Source organism: Virgibacillus halotolerans, from assembly GCF_016908515.1.
Lineage (GTDB): Bacteria > Bacillota > Bacilli > Bacillales > Amphibacillaceae > Virgibacillus_M > Virgibacillus_M halotolerans.
Genome location: NZ_JAFBEA010000015.1, coordinates 15,899 through 34,855 on the forward strand (window position 1 = coordinate 15,899; position 18,957 = coordinate 34,855).

The 18,957-nt window shown below is 37.8% G+C and carries 22 protein-coding genes; 9 read left to right on the plus strand and 13 right to left on the minus strand.

All coding sequences use genetic code 11. The features are described from left to right. Window positions 1-16: 16 nt before the first annotated feature. Complete coding sequence (mutY, locus tag JOC34_RS21165; protein ID WP_205138795.1) at window positions 17-1,084, minus strand: A/G-specific adenine glycosylase; 1,068 nt, start codon at window positions 1,082-1,084, stop codon at window positions 17-19. Between the two features lie 124 nt (window positions 1,085-1,208). On the opposite strand from mutY, the gene JOC34_RS21170 reads away from it, so the two are divergent. After that, entirely contained in the window at window positions 1,209-2,195 is a 987-nt protein-coding gene (locus JOC34_RS21170; protein WP_205138796.1) for a metal-dependent hydrolase, read from the plus strand. 28 nt (window positions 2,196-2,223) lie between these two features. Here JOC34_RS21170 and JOC34_RS21175 read toward each other — a convergent pair whose 3' ends face one another. After that, window positions 2,224-2,559 (minus strand): YfhH family protein, encoded by a 336-nt coding sequence (locus JOC34_RS21175; RefSeq protein WP_205138797.1) that lies wholly within the window; start codon window positions 2,557-2,559, stop codon window positions 2,224-2,226. 109 nt (window positions 2,560-2,668) lie between these two features. Between JOC34_RS21175 and JOC34_RS21180 the strand changes: the two genes are divergently transcribed. After that, window positions 2,669-3,328 (plus strand): SDR family NAD(P)-dependent oxidoreductase, encoded by a 660-nt coding sequence (locus JOC34_RS21180; RefSeq protein ID WP_205138798.1) that lies wholly within the window; start codon window positions 2,669-2,671, stop codon window positions 3,326-3,328. Between the two features lie 44 nt (window positions 3,329-3,372). Here the strand turns inward: JOC34_RS21180 and recX are convergent, their stop codons facing one another. Continuing rightward, the gene (recX, locus tag JOC34_RS21185; RefSeq protein WP_205138799.1) at window positions 3,373-4,185 is read right to left on the minus strand and encodes a recombination regulator RecX; all 813 of its coding nucleotides are present in this window, start codon (window positions 4,183-4,185) and stop codon (window positions 3,373-3,375) included. A 116-nt stretch (window positions 4,186-4,301) separates the two neighbouring features. Here recX and JOC34_RS21190 point away from each other — a divergent pair, with 116 nt between their 5' ends. Continuing rightward, the gene (locus tag JOC34_RS21190) at window positions 4,302-5,189 is read left to right on the plus strand and encodes a TIGR01777 family oxidoreductase (RefSeq protein ID WP_205138800.1); all 888 of its coding nucleotides are present in this window, start codon (window positions 4,302-4,304) and stop codon (window positions 5,187-5,189) included. 711 nt (window positions 5,190-5,900) lie between these two features. Further along, the gene (locus JOC34_RS21195) at window positions 5,901-6,029 is read left to right on the plus strand and encodes a YfhE family protein (RefSeq protein WP_205138801.1); all 129 of its coding nucleotides are present in this window, start codon (window positions 5,901-5,903) and stop codon (window positions 6,027-6,029) included. Window positions 6,030-6,074: 45 nt separating this feature from the next. Here JOC34_RS21195 and JOC34_RS21200 read toward each other — a convergent pair whose 3' ends face one another. Beyond that, on the minus strand, window positions 6,075-6,350 hold the full coding sequence (locus tag JOC34_RS21200) for a hypothetical protein (protein ID WP_205138802.1): 276 nt from the start codon (window positions 6,348-6,350) through the stop codon (window positions 6,075-6,077). A 166-nt stretch (window positions 6,351-6,516) separates the two neighbouring features. Between JOC34_RS21200 and JOC34_RS21205 the strand changes: the two genes are divergently transcribed. The 4 genes from JOC34_RS21205 (at window position 6,517) to JOC34_RS21220 (ending at window position 8,917) form a co-directional block, all read left to right on the plus strand. Then, window positions 6,517-6,933: a helix-turn-helix domain-containing protein gene (locus JOC34_RS21205; protein ID WP_205138803.1), complete on the plus strand. Its 417-nt coding sequence runs from the start codon at window positions 6,517-6,519 to the stop codon at window positions 6,931-6,933. Window positions 6,934-7,028: 95 nt separating this feature from the next. Then, the gene (locus JOC34_RS21210; protein WP_205138804.1) at window positions 7,029-7,232 is read left to right on the plus strand and encodes a PLD nuclease N-terminal domain-containing protein; all 204 of its coding nucleotides are present in this window, start codon (window positions 7,029-7,031) and stop codon (window positions 7,230-7,232) included. Further along, on the plus strand, window positions 7,233-8,141 hold the full coding sequence (locus JOC34_RS21215) for an ABC transporter ATP-binding protein (RefSeq protein WP_205138805.1): 909 nt from the start codon (window positions 7,233-7,235) through the stop codon (window positions 8,139-8,141). Continuing rightward, a complete protein-coding gene (locus JOC34_RS21220; RefSeq protein ID WP_205138806.1) occupies window positions 8,141-8,917 on the plus strand; it encodes an ABC transporter permease in 777 nt (258 codons plus the stop codon). The genes JOC34_RS21215 and JOC34_RS21220 overlap by 1 nt, the downstream gene beginning before the upstream one ends. Window positions 8,918-8,949: 32 nt before the next feature. On the opposite strand, the gene JOC34_RS21225 is transcribed toward JOC34_RS21220, so the two are convergent. From JOC34_RS21225 to mbcS, 8 genes are all read right to left on the minus strand, one after another. After that, complete coding sequence (locus JOC34_RS21225; protein WP_205138807.1) at window positions 8,950-9,642, minus strand: hypothetical protein; 693 nt, start codon at window positions 9,640-9,642, stop codon at window positions 8,950-8,952. A 2-nt stretch (window positions 9,643-9,644) separates the two neighbouring features. Further along, on the minus strand, window positions 9,645-10,502 hold the full coding sequence (locus JOC34_RS21230; RefSeq protein WP_205138808.1) for an ABC transporter ATP-binding protein: 858 nt from the start codon (window positions 10,500-10,502) through the stop codon (window positions 9,645-9,647). Beyond that, on the minus strand, window positions 10,499-10,867 hold the full coding sequence (locus tag JOC34_RS21235; RefSeq protein ID WP_205138809.1) for a GntR family transcriptional regulator: 369 nt from the start codon (window positions 10,865-10,867) through the stop codon (window positions 10,499-10,501). The genes JOC34_RS21230 and JOC34_RS21235 overlap by 4 nt, the downstream gene beginning before the upstream one ends. Window positions 10,868-11,377: 510 nt before the next feature. Then, complete coding sequence (locus tag JOC34_RS21240; RefSeq protein ID WP_205138810.1) at window positions 11,378-11,557, minus strand: type II toxin-antitoxin system antitoxin; 180 nt, start codon at window positions 11,555-11,557, stop codon at window positions 11,378-11,380. Window positions 11,558-11,578: 21 nt separating this feature from the next. Next, on the minus strand, window positions 11,579-12,424 hold the full coding sequence (locus tag JOC34_RS21245; RefSeq protein WP_205138846.1) for an SPFH domain-containing protein: 846 nt from the start codon (window positions 12,422-12,424) through the stop codon (window positions 11,579-11,581). Between the two features lie 142 nt (window positions 12,425-12,566). Then, window positions 12,567-13,451 carry a ComEC/Rec2 family competence protein gene (locus tag JOC34_RS21250; protein ID WP_205138811.1) on the minus strand — a complete coding sequence of 295 codons (885 nt, stop codon included), beginning with the start codon at window positions 13,449-13,451 and terminating at the stop codon, window positions 12,567-12,569. A gap of 149 nt (window positions 13,452-13,600) precedes the next feature. Further along, complete coding sequence (locus JOC34_RS21255; protein WP_205138812.1) at window positions 13,601-15,751, minus strand: ATP-dependent Clp protease ATP-binding subunit; 2,151 nt, start codon at window positions 15,749-15,751, stop codon at window positions 13,601-13,603. A 208-nt stretch (window positions 15,752-15,959) separates the two neighbouring features. After that, window positions 15,960-17,537, minus strand: coding sequence for an acyl-CoA synthetase MbcS (mbcS, locus tag JOC34_RS21260; RefSeq protein ID WP_205138813.1), 1,578 nt, complete (start codon window positions 17,535-17,537; stop codon window positions 15,960-15,962). A gap of 252 nt (window positions 17,538-17,789) precedes the next feature. Here mbcS and JOC34_RS21265 point away from each other — a divergent pair, with 252 nt between their 5' ends. Next, the gene (locus JOC34_RS21265) at window positions 17,790-18,071 is read left to right on the plus strand and encodes a hypothetical protein (protein WP_205138814.1); all 282 of its coding nucleotides are present in this window, start codon (window positions 17,790-17,792) and stop codon (window positions 18,069-18,071) included. Between the two features lie 46 nt (window positions 18,072-18,117). Here the strand turns inward: JOC34_RS21265 and pdaA are convergent, their stop codons facing one another. Then, a complete protein-coding gene (pdaA, locus tag JOC34_RS21270) occupies window positions 18,118-18,912 on the minus strand; it encodes a delta-lactam-biosynthetic de-N-acetylase (protein ID WP_205138815.1) in 795 nt (264 codons plus the stop codon). Between the last annotated feature and the right edge of the window lie 45 nt (window positions 18,913-18,957).

Consider the following 18,957-nt stretch of genomic DNA (forward strand, 5'->3'; position numbering starts at 1 on the left):
AAATTAAAATGTCGTCTTACAAATATTTCATCATTTTTAAATGCGAAACAGGAAATGGGTATGCCTTCAGATTTCTTTTTTCTTCAAATATTAACTCACTATGCTTTATATTGGAATCATCCGTTTCAGCATTGTATATATCTAACTGCCAAATAAGATGGGTAAATACATGCTTCAGTTCCCCCAATTTATCATGTAACGTCACACGGATGCCGTATTCACGAAATATCCAATTTGCTATCTCGTCAAATTCAACCTCTTCCAGCGGTACCATCGGAAAATGCCAAAGATTCGCTAATAGTCCGCTGTCAGGCCGCTTTTCAATCAAGTATTCCTCTTTTTGATTCTTGATTAAAAGAACTGCATATGGAATTCTTTTTTGTTTCTTTGCCTTTGTTTTGATTGGCAGTTCTTGCTGGATTCCTTCTCTATACGCAGTACAATGCTCCTTTATTGGGCAAACAGGACAATCTGGTGATTTCGGGGTACAAACAAGTGCACCCAGCTCCATTAAAGCTTGGTTAAAGGATGCGGGATCATTCACTGAGATTATCTCCCTAACATACGCTTCAAACAATTTCTTCACACGCTGTTCTGCAATATTTTCTTCAATTTTTAAAACACGGGAAATAACACGCATCACATTACCATCCACTGCTGGCTCAGGTTGATCGTATGCAATCGAAAGAATCGCACCTCTTGTATATGGACCAATTCCTTTTAAAGCACCTAATTCCTCCCTATCTTTGGGAACTTTTCCGCCATATGTAGCAACAACTTCCTTAACAGCGTTTTGCAGGTTCCTTGCGCGGGAATAGTATCCTAAGCCCTCCCAGGCTTTTAGAACATCCTGGGGGTCTGCATCTGCCAGTTCATAAACAGTTGGATATTTGTCAATAAATCGTTGAAAATAAGGAATAACTGTATCAACTTTTGTTTGCTGAAGCATAATTTCAGATACCCATACCCTATATGGGTCCTGGTCTGCACGCCATGGAAGATCACGTTTATTTGCCTGATACCAGGTGAGTAAATCCTGCTGAAATCCATCTATGTTAAAATGTTGTAACGTCTTTTCTATCATAATTCCACATCCTTTATGGTACAATAAACGAATAAAATACTTTTCCAAAATAAAATTTAAGCCAAATGACCTATAAATAACATGTTCAAATAAATACTTTACAACCGAAGGAGGACTTTTACCTATGGATACCGGTACCCATATTGTTATGGGGATTGCACTGGGTGGATTAGCTACATTAGATCCTGTTGTAAGTAGTGACCCAGCGCTGTTTAATGCCGTATTAGTTGGCACTATTGTTGGCTCTCATGCCCCCGACTTTGATACAATTTTAAAATTGAAAAATAATGCAACCTATATACGCAATCACCGTGGATTAACGCATTCTCTACCAGCCGTTATAACATGGGGACTTCTGATTGCAGGAATTATTCACCTGTTTGCTCCACAAGTAAACCTGCTGCATTTATGGATGTGGACCTTTTTAGCCGTGATCATTCACGTTTTTGTGGATATATTTAATGCCTACGGTACACAGGCTTATAGGCCATTTTCCAATAAATGGATAGCCCATGGGTTTATAAACACTTTTGATCCTTACATTTTCGCTCTCCATATTGCAGGTATTGGTGCATGGCTACTTGGTGCAAATCCTGGATACACCTTTTTAATCATTTACGCGGTAATTGTACTATATTACATTAAACGATATATGGATAAAAGGGAAATTGTTAAGAAAATCAAGGATTATTACCCGCAAACAGAACAAATTTCAACGTCACCAACGCTTAAACAAAATTTTTGGCGGGTAGCTATTACAACCCATGATAATTTTTATGTTGGTAAAGTTGAAAATGGTCATATCGAGATTGTGGATGAATTTAAAAAAGTTCCTTTACCAAAATCCGACATGATGTCAATTGCCAAAGAAGATAGAAATATTTCAGCATTTTTATCTTTTTCACCAGTTTATCGTTGGGAAATAAATGATTTTGATGATTTTACTGAAATTCGCTTCATTGATCTGCGTTACCGCTCTAAAGAATACTATCCATTTGTTGCCGTTGTACAAATTGATGACAACATGCGCGTCATGAGTTCTTATACCGGTTGGATATTCTCCGAACAGAAACTGCAAAGCAAACTGTATGTCGGTGACAACCCAATTTAAAACAGCAGGCGAGAGCACCTGCTGTTTTTCATTTGTTCGTTTTATCACCTAACAAAGAAATTGGAATCGCCTCTTCTGCTTCATAGACTTCATCTAAAAGATTGATGCGATGCCCCCATGCAAACACACCATTAACATAATTTATTTTGAAGGTATGCCCCGGATCTGTGTTCAATAAATAGACCTCATTTGCTTGAAAGTCTGCTGGATTTAATGTATATGCTATAGCAACCTGCATTTTTCGCTCATATATGGCTACTTCAGAAATATTTCCAAGTTGTTCTGCTTTTTGTGCCTTTTCTTTAAACTTTCCTACTTCCTGACGAAGCTGCTCGATCGAATAATCACTATATCGATAGTTCATTTTAAACTCCCCCTTCAACTCAGTTGCCTTTCAGTTTACATTTTATCCATTGTTATGGACAATAGAAATAATACTACTTATATATAATATAACATAAGGGGGAAAAACAATGCCTACTGTAGCCATTACGGGAGCCGGAAGCGGTCTTGGAAGAGCTTTGGCCCTTAAGTATGCGGAAAATCATTACAGTGTTTATTTATTAGGACGCACCGATTCAAAGTTACATATCGTTCAAAAGATGATTCTACAAAATGGTGGGAAGGCAGAAGTCATTCTTTGCGATGTTCGTCAGGAAGCTTCTGTCAGCATTGCTTTCCAGCAAATCGGAGAATTGGATGTATTAATTAATAGTGCCGGGATCGGAATCTTCGGACCTGTTAATCAATATCAGATGAATGACATTGACGCCACAATCGACACAAATATAAAAGGCACCATTTTTACCATCCAATCCGCACTTCCGCTAATAAGAGAAAGCAAGGGACGTATCTTAACGATCATTTCTACTGCCGGATTAAGAGGCAAGATGAATGAATCACTTTATTGTGCAAGTAAGTTCGCAATCCGGGGTCTGACTGAAAGCTTACAAAAAGAATGGGAACATGAGCCGATGTCTATAACAGCAGTATATATGGGTGGCATGAACACCCCATTCTGGAAGGATTCAACACATGTAAAGGACCCCTCAAAGCTAAAAGGCCCTGAAATCGTAGCCGAACAAATTTTTAATGAAGACGACAGCCGTAATGAAATTATCATTGATCAATGATAAACCACACTAAAATAGGGATTTGCTGTTCATACAGCAGGTCCCTATTCTGCTGTATGTTCCTCTAAAAAGCGGTTAATCTGGTCAAGTTGAAATCCCTTTCGGTACAATGCTTCTTTAACTTTATTATTTAGTGCTCGTCCTTCCAATTTCGCTTCATGCTTTCTTAACAATTTTTCCCCTTGTGAAATGAGTGCATCCCATTCTGCGTCCTCATCCTTTTCATCAGCTATTTCTGCTAATGCATCTTTAATCACGTCCTGCGTAAATCCTTTTTGCATTAAAGTTGCCTGCAGCTGCTGTACTTGCTTACGGAATGAATCTTTTTTCCCTTGGTTTAATTTCTTTTCGATCCATTTCGTCACTTTCTCGAATTGCGCTTCATACGGATAGTGTTCCACAGCTTCATCGGCAATCGAGGCGGAAACACCTTTTTCAATTAGTTCCTTTTTTATAATCATGGGACCTTTTGATGATGTATTTATTCTTGTACGGACAAACATCTCAGCAAACTCTTTATCATCCAGTAGCTTTTCCTTCGTCAGTCTGTCAATAATCTGGGTAATATGCTCTGAATCGACTTCTTTTTTCACCAAATAATCGCGAATTTCTTTTTTAGTTCGCATTCTATAGCTTAGAAAGTTGATCGTTTGGGTATATGATTTATGTAATGTATCTTTTTGTACCAGTGTAGCGATCATGGCATCATCCAATTCAAGATGCTTGCGGAGCCTATATTCAATCAGTATAGATTCGTCTACACTAAAGCCATATGCTTCATCTTGGCCATTACTTAAAAAGATATTATACCGATTCTTACTTTTCTTTTGTGTGGTGATCCGGGAAATTTTTTTCAAGTTTTCCCACCCCCTTTCCCTTATGATAACATGAAAAATTATCTCGGGCACCACAGTAAGAATCGATAAAGCTGCATATACTATAATTAAAATACTTAGAACAAGGAGGCTGCAAATTGAATATATTAATGACTGGTGGCACAGGATTTGTAGGGAAAAATCTAACGAAGTCGCTTCATCAACAAAACCACCATACCTACATACTTACAAGATCCCCAGATAAACATCTAAATACAGATTATGCCACTTATATTAACTACAATTATCCAGCAAAACAGCTTCCCTCGATACATGCGGTAGTCAATCTTGCAGGTGAATCGCTTTTTGGTTATTGGTCCCACAGGAAAAAGGATGCCATTTTAAACAGTAGAATAGAGGCAACAAATCACGTGATTGACATCATCAAGCAACTTCCAAGAAAGCCCGATGTATTCATTAGTGGTTCTGCTATTGGTTATTATGGTTCATCCGAAGATATCATGTTTAGTGAAGAAACGACGATACCAGGTCGCGACTTTTTAGCAGACGTTGTTGTTAAATGGGAAACTTGTGCCAAACAAGCGGAGGAACTTGGTATCCGGACTGTTTACACACGATTTGGTGTGATTTTAGGGGGAAAAGGTGCGCTCCCATACATGAGTCTCCCAGTGAAAATGTTTGCTGGCGGTAAAATTGGTGATGGAGGGCAGTGGGTATCTTGGGTCCATATTAAAGACGTGGTCCGGCTCATTGAATTTTGTATAGCAAACCGGCACATAAAAGGTCCGATTAATGTAACCGCACCAAATCCAAAACGCAATAAGGATTTGATGAAAGCACTCGCAATCGTGTTAAAGAGGCCTTATTGGCTTCCTGTTCCCTCCCCATTCATTCATGCTGCTATTGGTGAAATGAGTCAATTAATCACAAAAGGGCAATATGTTGTGCCGACGAAAGCACTGGATTACAGGTTTGAATTTAGCTATCCCTTTTTAAATGAGGCTTTACGTGAAATTAAACCTTAGGAAATTAGTCCTTTTTATTACATTCATAATTTGTCACAAAAAAAGTATTTCCTTTCCGCATAAATAATTGTAAATAAACGTATTAAATGAAAGAGATGACTTTTAGTACCATCCTTTTCGTAAGCTTTGGTGCTTTTTAATTCTCCTACTTGCTAGAAACTGCGACATAACATAACCTATCGCTACGGAAATACACTACGCTTTCCGCGGGCTCGCGATGAGCCTCCTCACTCACAAAGAGCGCTCGTTGCGGGGTCTCATCGTCTTCGCTTTCCCGCAGGAGTCTACGTGTATTTCCTTCGCTAGCATGGTGCTTGACAACAGTACAATATTAAGCTTAATTTATGATGGTTGTTTGGAGCGGAGGACCGTTGACTCCTGCGGGAATAGCACGAGTCTGAAGACCCCGCAGAGTGGGTTTCTCGAGGAGACTGAAGCCGTGCCCGCGGAAAGCAACGGTCCGCAGCGAAAAACAACTTGCTCTTAAGTCGCAGTCTATAGATTTTGTGTTCAGGAAACTTGTTTTTTTACATAGCAAAAGTTTTAGTTGCACTTATGCAGGATAAGAATGATTTAAACGGCTTATCGCCAATTTACGTCAAACGAATCGTTCACAACCGATATTGTGGTTTCCTAAGATAGTATAATTTTACAGATGATGGCAACCCTTTAAATAATAAGTAAAAAATTACCTGAGGGGTTGTATATTGGATGAAAAAAGCGAATGTGAGTCAGCAGGAGAGATTCTTATCTAAAACGCAAGAAGTACATTATCACCGGGAATTTAAAAAAGCTGATCAAATTTATCATTCATCAACACAAAAAGGAAACCGAAGCTAAATGCTTTGGTTTTTTATTCTTACATTATTATAAAGATAAACATAGCTATTCCCATCTATTTAAAATTTCATTGGCGGCTTCCTTTGCATCTTGCTTTCTCTTGCCGAAACCATAACCGACAATGATATTCGTTGATGCAAAATTAGCTGCTGCTTGCCAAATTTCTTCTTTCTCATCCTCCATATCCCATACATATAGGACAACTGTACGATGATCCTGAACATGAATTTCAAATTCCTTTTTATGGAACATCGACCGCAGTATTTTAGATTTGGTTATGCTCGTAATGGAATCATGATATAATATTAAACAACCAACCATTACTTTCTCCCTCCTCTTGTTCTGTATATGAACATTTTACTACATGTGACCAATAGGAACAAATGTTTATGCTTATCGTCCTTTAAGCATGTTAGGATTAAATACATCTAGATTAAAAAATTTACACAAATTAATCCTAAACTATATAGCTTAGAGTGTGATAATAATGAGTTCCGAACAAATAGCGCATAATATCAAACTTTTCCGCGAACAAAATGACTGGACACAAAAGGAACTTGCAGAAAAACTTGCCGTTTCGCGTTCTGTTATTGCTAAGTGGGAGAATAATTCTGTTACACCTGATATTGAGGCCCTGATTAAACTGAGTAAGGTGTTTGGTATTACGCTTGACCATATCACGGGAAACCTTTCCTTTCGTGAAGATCTTCTAAAAGATTTCAAGCGAATTTACAGTTCGAAGTCGAAATCATTCGATGAGGAAGTCGTTGAATTGGTTGAATATATCATGATACACCCGACACTTAAAGAACAGATATATCGTTTGAAAAGTTTACCAATGAAGAAGCAATTATCTATTCATCAATTACTTTCCAATATGATTGACCAATATGAACAAATTTAAAAAATCGAGTTGATACTCGGTTTTTTTATTTTTATAGAACCTTTTCAGTTCTTCATCCGTATATACATTAATAGAAAGATTGGAGTGACATCAAAATGCAGGAAGTTTTTGAAAACATTAACTGGGCAGTCATCGCCCCCTTTATCATCATTCAAGGAATATTATTGATCGTGGCGTTGATTGACTGGGCAAAAGCGGATCGATTTAATGGCCCTAAATGGATGTGGTTTTTTATTATTATCTTTGTAAATATAATGGGTCCGATTTTATATTTTATTTTCGGAAGGAGCAAGCATTAAATGACGTTATTAACAGTTTCAAATCTAACAAAGGTATACGACAAAAAGGCTGCTGTTGATCACGTCAGTTTTACATTCCAGAAAGGGAAATGTATTGCATTAATTGGTCCAAATGGTGCCGGTAAAACAACGATATTAAGAACATTATCGGGAATCCTGACTCCTACAACCGGAAGTGTTACATTTGCTGACAATGAAAAAAATGAAGATATTCGCAAATGGATTGGCTACCTCCCGCAATATCCTGTCTTTTATTCTTGGATGACAGGCAAAGAGTTTTTAGTCTACGCTGCAAAGCTTGCATATACTCCAAAAGCAGAGGCCGAGAAACGGGCAGTTGAATTATTGAAAAAGGTGGGTATTGAAGAAGCTGGAGATCAGCATATTTCTAAATACTCTGGTGGGATGAAACAACGACTAGGCATCGCCCAAGCAACCATTCACAAACCAAAACTGTTATTGCTAGATGAGCCTGTATCTTCACTGGATCCAATTGGCAGACGGGAAGTTTTAACTTTAATGGAAGAACTAAAGCAAGAAATGACGATCCTATTTTCCACGCATATTTTAGGTGACGCGGATGAAGTTAGTGATGAACTATTACTTTTACATCAAGGTAAAATTGTGGAATCCGGTACTATGGCTGAATTGAGAAAAAAGTATCAAACAGCCAAAATTGAACTGGAATTTCAACATGACAGCATTCCCTATCAAGCAAAAGTAAATGCAATGGCAAGTATTGAAAGCAGTTATGTAGATCAAAATATGCTTCATGTCAATGCAATAGATATTACACAAGCCAGGCAAGACATTCTGCATGTTGCATCCGCTGAGAACTGGCCGCTGACGAGCTTTAGTCTCAACCGAGCTTCGCTTGAAGACATGTTTATGAAAGTGGTGAAAAGATAATGCAATGGATAACACTTTTCCAAAAAGAGATGCTTGAAAATTGGCGGAATAAAAAATGGATCTGGTTTCCTTTAGTGATTATATTAATGGCCATCATGGATCCAATTTCTAATTATTACTTACCGCAAATCATTGAAGCAACTGGTGGACTTCCCGAGGGCACAAACATTGAACTACCGGATTATACCCCCTCAGAAGTGATCATGATGAGCCTTGGTCAAATCAGCAGCCTAGGTGTCCTTGTTATTGTACTAATCTCCATGGGAACGATCGCAGGGGAGCGTAAGAGCGGTGTTTCCGAGTTAATTCTTGTAAAGCCTGTAGCATATCGGAATTATATTACCGCAAAGTGGGCAGCACTCATTGTTTTGGTATGGGGGGCATTATTTATAGGACTGCTTGCAAGCTGGTATTACGTTACGATTCTTTATGGCAGTTTAGCTTTTGGCAGCTTATTGCTTGTCGTACTTTTTTATGGTTTATGGCTCACGTTAGTCGTGACTGTATCGATTTTTTATAATACATTATTTAAATCCGTCGGTGTCGTCGGTTTTTTATCGGTTTTAACGATTATGCTCATGAGTCTGGTTACAAAGATATTTGGTCGGTTCCTGAACTGGAGTCCGATACATTTATCTGATCACATTTTTGATATGCTGATGATGGAGCAAATTTCAACTGAGCTCATTGCAACGGCCATCATAACATTGGCAATCACTATCATTTTGTTAACTGGATCCATCTTTATATTTAAGTCAAAAGAAATGGCAAATTAGAACGAGGGATGAGCGATCATCCCCTTGTTTCGCTATTTTGTATTTGCAATCGTTATTCTTCTTAGAAACATCCAAGAAACACCGTAAAGTACGACTCCTATAAAAAAGATCTGATAAAAAAGCATCATGGACAATGACTGATAGACATCAATAATAAGATCAACTAACCAGCCCTGAGCCAGCCCTAGCAATAAAACAATAACAGCAACTCCAACAACGCTTCCCCCACCAAATAAACCATATTTATAAAATAATAAACCTAGTAAAAACATCACGGATAAGATGAAAAACATGACAGTTGTATCGATAAGCACACGTGTTAGCCATGAATTCGTCAGTAATTGTGCGGGATGGATAAATGCAATCGTTTCGACATGAAACATCCTTTCCATGATCAATTGCAACGTATTGCTTAATAATGCTTTTACAATTGCTAATCCCAGGAAAAATATTCCTAAACTTACAAACAAATTCTTTCTTGTTGCACCCACCTTTATCGAAAAAGGGATTCTTTCCTTTGCAGTTAAAAATCCGATAAACCCACAAAATATATAGACTGCTATTGACAAGGTAAAGATCATCTTTGTTTCTCCAACATTGATGAGCACGTATGCAGCAATTAAAGAAACAGATAATGTACTCAATAAAATTGTCCAAAAGATGATGAATGCATGTCGAATATCTGTTGTGAAAAAATAGAGTAACCCCCTAATTTGTTTTCCCATTTTCATGCCCCTTCCTTCCCTTTAGTCAAATAAATCATTAACTCCTGTATTGGTACACCTTCAACACTTAGTCCTGCATCTTTTGCATCCTCCATATTTCCATATATATATGCCGTCATCATCCCTGCTAGCTTTCTCTTTTCCAGCACTTTTTTACCAGCAATAAATGTCTCCACTTTTTTTATGGTACCCGAGACTGCACATGTATTATTTCGTAAAAGTTCTGCTTCTTCTTGTAATACCAGTGAACCCTCTTGTAAAATTAATACCTCTTCAAATAGCAGACTCACTTCATCAATCAAGTGCGTAGAAAAGATAATTGTGCGTTTCTCTGCTTCATATTCTTCCAGTAAAATTTCATAAAACATTTTACGTGCTGCCGCATCAAGACCAATATAAGGCTCATCAAAAATCGTAATTGGCGCTTTACTTGCAAGACCAACAATAATGCCAAGTGCTGACTCCATCCCTTTAGAGAGCGTTTTCACTTTTGCATTAAGTTTTAGCTTGTATTCTTTGACCAACTCATCCGCAAGTGTCTGATCCCAGGTTGGATAAAAGAGAGAATAAATCTTCAGCACATTTTTCACTTTTAAATCCTTTTTAAAATTATTCCCTTCTTTAATCAGACAAATTGATTCCGTTAATCGCTGATTATCAAATGGGTTCTCCCCATCAATCGTAATTTGACCGCTGCTCGCCAGTATTTGACCAGATAAAATTTCCATAAATGTTGTCTTTCCGGCGCCATTTCTTCCTAGTAGACCATATATTTTTGGCTCATCCAATGTGAATGATACATTGTTTAGTGCATAGGTTTGTTTATATTTCTTCGTTACATTTTTTATTTCAATTTTCATTCCTGTCCCTCCCTTTCCACCATTTCCAACAGGTCGGCCACACTAATACGTAACTTTTCAGCTTCCCCTTTTAATGGCAGCACATAGTTTTCATAAAATGTTTTCTTCCTATTTTCGATCAGAATCTCCCTCGCATCTTCCGTAACAAACATCCCAACACCCCTTCTCTTAAAAAGAATTTTCTCTGTAACAAGTTCATTAATTCCTTTTGCTGCTGTTGCTGGATTTATTTTATAAAATGCTGCAAATTCATTTGTTGAGGGAACGCGCTCTCCGATTTCAATGCTTCCATCGATAATCGAATCCTCTAATTGCTCTTTAATTTGAAGGAAAATTGGTTTGTTTTCATCTAAGTTATGCTTCATTTTTATCTCCTTCGTTAATTGGTTCATTACTTATGTAACTAACCATATAACTAAAAAAATATTTTGTCAACAGATTTTCAATAAACTTTTATCAAAAGATTCAAATTCGAGGTGCTGATGCTCGATTACTGGTACGTAGACTCCTACGGGAAAGCGCAGTGGGAAGACCCCGTAGAAAAAGTGTACTTCTTTTTCGAGGTAGGTTAAGTTCGCGACGTCCTGGGACTACGGTACTGTCGTTCCTCGTCCCATCGAAAAGCATTGTCGCAACACCTACACTAGCACGTCCTGTGGGTCAAAGGCTGAGCGCAAGCCCGTGGAAAGCGTAGTATATTTCTGGAGCGACGGGTCTTAGATAACCCCTTTCTTTTATACTTTCTTTACTTGTAAGAAAACTTGGCTTATCTTCAAGCCATAGTTGCACTTATACTGGTTTCCTATAAAAGTTATCATTTCCTTCCTATCAGTGTAAAAAAGGCTTTGCGCGTTCTGGGAACGCGCAAAGCCTTTTTAATCTTCTTCTGTTTGCTTGTCTTCCTTTTTTGGTAATCTGCCTGCTTTTTTTACTGATTCCCGTAACAAAAATTCCACATGACTATTTACGCTGCGAAATTCGTCTTTTGCCCACATTTGTATAGCATCGTACAATTTTGGATCAATCCGCAATGGAAAATTTTTCTTTTTAGCCATAGAAACCCTCTTTTTTCACCATTATTGATACAACGATCCAGTATTTACAACAGGCTGTGTACCATTATCAGATACAATGGATACAAGTAAATTATTAATCATTGCAACACGACGTTCATCATCCAATTCTACAATACCGTCTTTTTCGATTTGCTCAATCGCTCCCTGGGCCATTCCAACCGCGCCTTCAACAATTTGTTTTCGAGCTGCAATGATAGCACTTGCCTGCTGACGCTGCAGCATTGCTTGAGCGATTTCAGTCGAATAAGCAAGATGTGTTAAACGTGCTTCGATCACTTCAACACCTGCTGCTTTCAAACGATCCTGCAATTCCACAGTTAATTGATTGGATACTTCTTCGGCATTTCCACGTAATGTCAATGCTGCATTTTCAAATGTATCATACGGATATTTGGTTGCAACAGCACGGATTGCTGTTTCACTTTGTATTTCTACATATTGTTCATAACGATCTACATCGAATACAGCTTTCGCAGAATCGATCACTTTAAACACAATAACTGCGGCAATTTCAATTGGATTTCCTTCCACATCATTTACCTTCAATCGATTGCTGTTAAAATTACGAACACGAAGCGAGATTGTCTCTTTCACTGAAAATGGTACTGTAATCACAATTCCTTCACGTCTAATCGTTCCCATATATTTTCCCAAGAAAATAACGACGACGGATTGATTGGGTTGAACCAAGGTAATTCCGCTTCCTAATATAATTGCGATAATTAGACAGAGTGCAGCTAATACAAATTTCTGTTGCACTACACCAAAGACTGTCAGTGCAATCAAAATAGCGATAAATAAAACTCCAATAAATCCATTCATTGACCAAGCATTCTTTTCACGAATCATCAAAAACACACCTTCCTCTTTGATTTCGATTCCATTATTATACTATAATGATATCACTTTTATATCACATTGTAAACTATACGCAATATAAAAAGTCCTACAATTGCACTGAAACAAGCAATTGTAGGACTTTTATGATTTAATTCGCCTTTTCCAATATACCCTCGGCTGGATTTTTTTCTGGAATAACAAAGTAATCTTTACCATCCGTTGTAATGACCACATTACCAAATGCCGCAGTCGAATAAATCAATGCATCCATTTTGTATAAGTTTTCAATCACACGATTCACCGGGTGACCAAAGTCATTCGTTTTGCTATAGGTGAGCATGGCAACTTTTGGCTTCACATGCTTTAAGAATTCGGCTGATGTACTTGTATTGGAACCGTGGTGAGCTACTTTTATTATTTCTGCTTCCAAATCAAACTTATCCAGTAACTCCTTTTCCTGTTCCCTTTCCACATCACTCATTAATAAAAAGTCTATATCCCCATAAGTAAGTTTTAAGGCGATTGATGATTGATTATTATTTTTAGATTGCCCGGAGCTATTTAAAATTCGGATATCTAATAAAGGATCGACCTCTATTTTTTCCTTCTGTTTGGCTATTTTGAAGGGAATTGCCTGTGCACGGATTTGATATAAATACTTGGCGTAAGTTTTGGTCGAATGCATTTTTCCCGAATCAAGTATTTGATCAACCTTTACCGATTTCATGACTAGCGGCAACCCGCCGATATGATCAATGTCGGGGTGTGTCGCAATAAGCAGGTCAATTTCTTTAATGTGATGTTTTTTTAAATAGTTAACCACCCTTTTTCCTGATTTAGGGGGTCCAGCATCAATGAGAATGTTTTTATTTGATGGTGTTTGAATCAGCATGCTGTCACCCTGTCCAACATCAATAAAATGAACCTGCATCTCTGGCTGTGCTTCACTATAGGTAGAAGCTGGCATGATGAAAAATGAAATAATGATCATAAAAATAGTGATGGAGATGGATAATTGCCTGAATAGGTTCATAAATAACATCCTCTGCTGTAAAGTTATCTATAGTTTTTTACAGAAGACCATTAATTATGAGCCAGATATGAAACTTTTTGGAGGTTTGGCGATATGTAGGACATAAAAAAATCCGCCGAACCATGTCAGCGGATTGTTTTCACGTTCCATTACGATACACTTTTAACGACAATCTCTTCTTCTTCAACGTCAACCTGAACATTTTCTACATCAGCATCTGTTTCTAATATCAAGTCTGTGAGCTGATCTTCAATTTTATCTTGAATGACACGACGTAAAGGTCTTGCGCCAAAGCGCACGTCGTAGCCAAGTCTTACCAGTTCATGTTTTGCATCGTCTGAGATCGTAATTTTTATATTATTTTCTTCAATGGATTGTTGTAAGTCGTTAAGCATTAAGTCAACAATTTCCATTAGGTTATCTTCAGATAGTTCATTGAAGTTGATAATCGTATCAAAACGGTTCAGGAATTCTGGTTTAAAGTATTCACCTAGCGTTTCCATTGTTTTTACAGATTCATGTGCATCGCGATTGAATCCAACATTTACTTCTTTAACACCTGTGCCTGCATTACTTGTCATGATAATAACTGTTTCTTTAAAGCTGACAGTACGTCCTTGAGAGTCAGTCAGATGACCATCTTCCATAATTTGCAGGAACATGTTTTGTACGTCAGGATGCGCTTTTTCAATCTCATCCAATAAAATAATTGAATAAGGATTGTGACGTACTTTTTCAGTTAATTGACCAGCTTCTTCATGGCCTACATAGCCTGGAGGTGAACCGATAATTTTAGATATCGCGTGTTTTTCCATATACTCACTCATATCCAGACGGATCAGTGATTCACGCGTTCCAAATAGTTCTTCCGCAAGTGCTTTAGTCAATTCTGTTTTACCGACACCAGTTGGACCGACGAATAAAAATGATCCGATTGGGCGATATTTTGATTTCAATCCGGCACGACTACGACGAATTGCTTTGGCAACTTTATCAACGGCTTCTTCTTGTCCGATTACTTTTGCGCCAAGATCTGCAGCAATGTTTTGCATTTTTTCCTGTTCGTCTGTTTGTAGCTTGGTTACTGGAATACCAGTTTTTTCTTCTACAATCAATTGTATATCGGAAACATCAACATCAATCACTTGTTTTTCATCTTTTGCTTTTTCCAGTTGTTTTTCCAACTGAATTTCTTGATAGCGCAGATTTGCTGCCCGTTCATAGTCTTCTTTTTCTGCAGCTTGTTCTTTTTCTTTAATAATTTCATTTAACCGACTTTCAATGGAGTTAGAATCTTTTTCTGCGTTTGATAAGTTCAAACGTGATCCCACTTCGTCCATTAAATCAATCGCTTTATCTGGAAGAAAACGGTCTTGAATATATCGACTGGATAGTGTAACAAATGCTTGAACTGCTTCATCCGAATAACGTACTTCATGGAAGTCTTCATAGCGATCTTTGATACCATTTAAAATTTGAACTGCTTCTTCTGCAGATGGTTCATTTACGATGATCGGTTGTAAACGACGTTCAAGTGCCGCGTCTTTTTCAATTTGACGATACTCTTTTAATGTCGTTGCACCAATCATTTGCAGATCACCACGTGCGAGTGCTGGTTTTAATATATTACCTGCGTCCATTTGTGAGCTTTCCGCAGTACCTGCACCAACGAGTAGATGAATCTCATCAATAAATAGGATGACATCTTTGCGTGATTGCAATTCTTGGATCAACTGTTTCATTCTTTCTTCAAATTGCCCGCGGATTCCGGTGTTTGCAACTAATGACGCTACATCTAATAAATAGATTTCTTTGTTCATTAATTTTGTAGGTACATCGCCTTCAACCATTTTAACTGCTAGTCCTTCCGCAATCGCGGTTTTACCGACACCAGGTTCACCAATTAATACTGGATTGTTTTTATTTCTTCTATTTAATGTTTCAATGACGCGTTTCACTTCATTATCGCGACCAATGACCGGATCAATCAATCCAGCTCTTGCACTGTTGGTAACATTTTTAGCTAATTGATCAATTAAACCATTGCCTTGATTTCCTTGTTTTTGTTTTGTTTTTGTTTGTGCGCCGCTAGCGCCATTTCCTTGGAAAAAGTTATTAGCAAATGCATCATTCGCATTTCCAGAAAAAGGTGATTCAGAGAATTCGTCATTCGAACCCATCATTTTTCCTTGGATTTCCTGGAAACATTGTGAACATAAATGCATTTGTATCTTTTCATTATTCATTTGCATATTTAAATTAATGCTTGCTGGGTTTACACCACAATTTTGACAAAGCATTTTCATTCCTCCTTAAAATTCTTTCGTTATCTATTTCATCAAATTTGACTTTGACTATCTTTGACCTTATGAATATATTATAACCTGACCTTCTTTGACTTTCAACCCTTTTGCTTCATTTTTTAGAAATGCCCATCACAAGGCCTTTCTCGCAATCAAAAACAGACAAGGTCCAATGACCCCATCTGTTTTTCTATTCCCGCTTATATTATTTTTTAATCTTTTCTTTATCCCTTAACGCCACTCTTCTTATCTTTCCTGACGTTGTTTTCGGTAAATCATCGATAAATTCAATCTCCCTTGGATATTTATATGGCGCGGTTGATGCTTTAACATGATCCTGTAATGCTTTGATCAAATCCGGGTTGTCCGCATCAATATTTTCTTTTAAAACAATAAACGCCTTTACAACCGTTCCCCGAATTTCATCAGGACTACCAATAACAGCACACTCTTGTACATATGGATGTTTCACCAAGGCATCCTCCACTTCAAAGGGTCCAATTGTATAACCGGAACTGATAATAATATCGTCTCGTCGTCCCTCAAACCAAAAGTAGCCATCTTCATCTTTGGATGCTTGATCCCCTGTTACATAATATTCCCCGCGCTGGGACATTTTTGTCCGTTCTGTATCTTTATAGTACTCCTTGAATAATGCAGGGCAATCAAGCTTCACTGCGATATCACCAACTTCATTTGTTACGGTAGGATTACCGTTCTCATCGATCACTTCAACCTCATTACCTGGGGTCGGTTTCCCCATTGATCCAGGCTTCACCTTCATTCCCTTCATAAACCCTAATAATAATGTATTTTCAGTTTGACCATAACCATCACGAACAGTGATATCAAAATACTTCCGAAACGTATCAATCACTTCAACGTTTAATGGTTCACCCGCAGACACTGCACTATGAAGCGCAGGCAGCTTATAATCAGCTAACTGATCCACCTTCGCCATGATTCGATATTCTGTCGGCGTGCAACATAGGACATTAATATCATTATCCTGCAATAAGCTTAAATATGTTTTCGGATCGAATTTCCCATTATAAATAAACCCGGTTGCCCCTGACCCTAAAACCGATAAAAAAGGACTCCAGATCCATTTTTGCCAACCAGGGCCTGCAGTTGCCCACACCAGATCGCCATCTTCAATGCAGAGCCAATTTCCTGGTGCAGTTTTTAAATGGGCAAATCCCCATCCATGTGTATGTACGACACCTTTCGGGTTGCCGGTCGTCCCAGAAGTATAAGGTAAGAATGCAATGTCATTACGTGTTGTCAGTGCCATTTCTAAATGTGCTGATGCTTCCTCCTTTAAGCCATCTAGGCAATGCCATCCGTCAACAGCTTCACCGACCGTAAACTTGATCAATTGTTCGTATTCATTGATCGGTTTGAATTGATCTACATAAGTAAAATAGCTAATCACCCCTTTTGCTTCTCCATGGCTTATTCGATATTGTAGCTCTTTTGTTTTAAGCATCTCGGAGCTCGGAATAATAATGATGCCTGTCTTTAATGCGGCTAGATATACCTCATATACGTCAATCAGGCGTGGAATCATCACTAAAACTTTATCACCCCGCTTCAGACCACACTTCAGGAAAGCGTTTCCAATTTTATTAACATTTTTCATTAAATCGGTGTACGTGATCTCTTTTTTAAGACCAGTTTCATCCTGCCAGATTAAGGCTTTTCTAGTCGTGTCTTTTGCATATCGTTCCATTTCCATCACGATATTATAATCTTTTGGGGCAATTAATTCTTCTTTCTCCATGTAGACAACTCCCATCCCTTTTATTTATCTATTATACCAAAGATTGAGAAAATATAACACTTAGTTCAGATCGTATTTTTAATTCATCTGAACCTTAGTCTCACGCTTTTTGGAGATTAAGAAGGTATTTTACTACTAATATAGAAGGCTTATAAAAAGTGGAAATGTCCCACTTTTTATACTGCGAAATTTTATTTGTATGATCATTTATTTTCTGATAAGGTTAAATTATCCAAAAGTCGGAGGAAGAACATGGTATCACCTGGTAGTTCAAATGACGTAATACTAAGTATAGCATCTATTTTCATTTTATTAATTTCATGCGGTTTGGCATTTGGTATTTTGGCTTCCTTTTTAGTTCATGATAAGAAAAAAGGGTATTTCTTTATTGTTTACATGGTAATAGGAGCTACATTGTCACTAATAGGAATTTTTCGTAGGTACACAGCTTTAGGAATAGCAGCATTAGTTGTATATATTGCCTTTAGCATTCTAACGTATATCGTAGTCAAACGTAAAAAGAGCAGGCAATGAAGTCTGCTCTTCCTGTTTAAATCATGTATCTGCCGCGCCCCACTTTTTACAAACCATATATTCCTTCCGGGAGCTTATCTTCTATTACTAAATCATCCAGGCTTTTAAAGTCATAGCCTTGTTTCTTCAGATCCTTGATTACCTTAGAAAGTGCTGCCGCATTATCTGCGGATACCGCATGAAGCAATACAATCGCCCCAGGATGCACCTGGTCCATAATTTGTTCATAGGCATAATCGGCCCCTTTTTGCTGATCCGTATGCCAATCCGCAAAGGCTAGCGACCAAAAGACTTGAATATAACCGAGTTCATTCGACCATTTTAAAGTCTGTTCATTAAAAGTACCTCTTGGTGCCCGCAAGTATTTCATTTCCTTTTGCGTGGATACTTTCGCAACTGCCTGCTGCAGCGTCTCCAGTTCTTTTTTCATCGTATCCTTTGAAACTGTAGTGAAGTCTGGGTGATGATAAGAATGGTTCCCAATGATATGTCCTTCAGCTGTCATTCTTTTGATAAGTTCAGGCTCACTTTTCACATAATGTCCTGTTACAAAAAAGGTTGCTGGAACATGTTCTTCTTTTAATACATTTAATATGTCATCTGTATAGCCTTGTTCATAGCCATTATCAAACGTTAAATAAATATGCTTTTTACCGGAATGATCTGCATAATAGGCTCCATACTTTTCTAACATTTCTCTGTACTTACCAATTTCCGGCACATCATGATTTTCATTCTTTTTATAGCCCCAGCCAAACCCACTTGATGCTTCCATGTCTTTTACACCAATAAAAAAGGTAAGAAAAACCAGGACAGCAGCTACAACGATTTTTGTTCGCATAATAACCCACCTATTTTTTTCTTACCTTTTCCTATTTCAACGAAT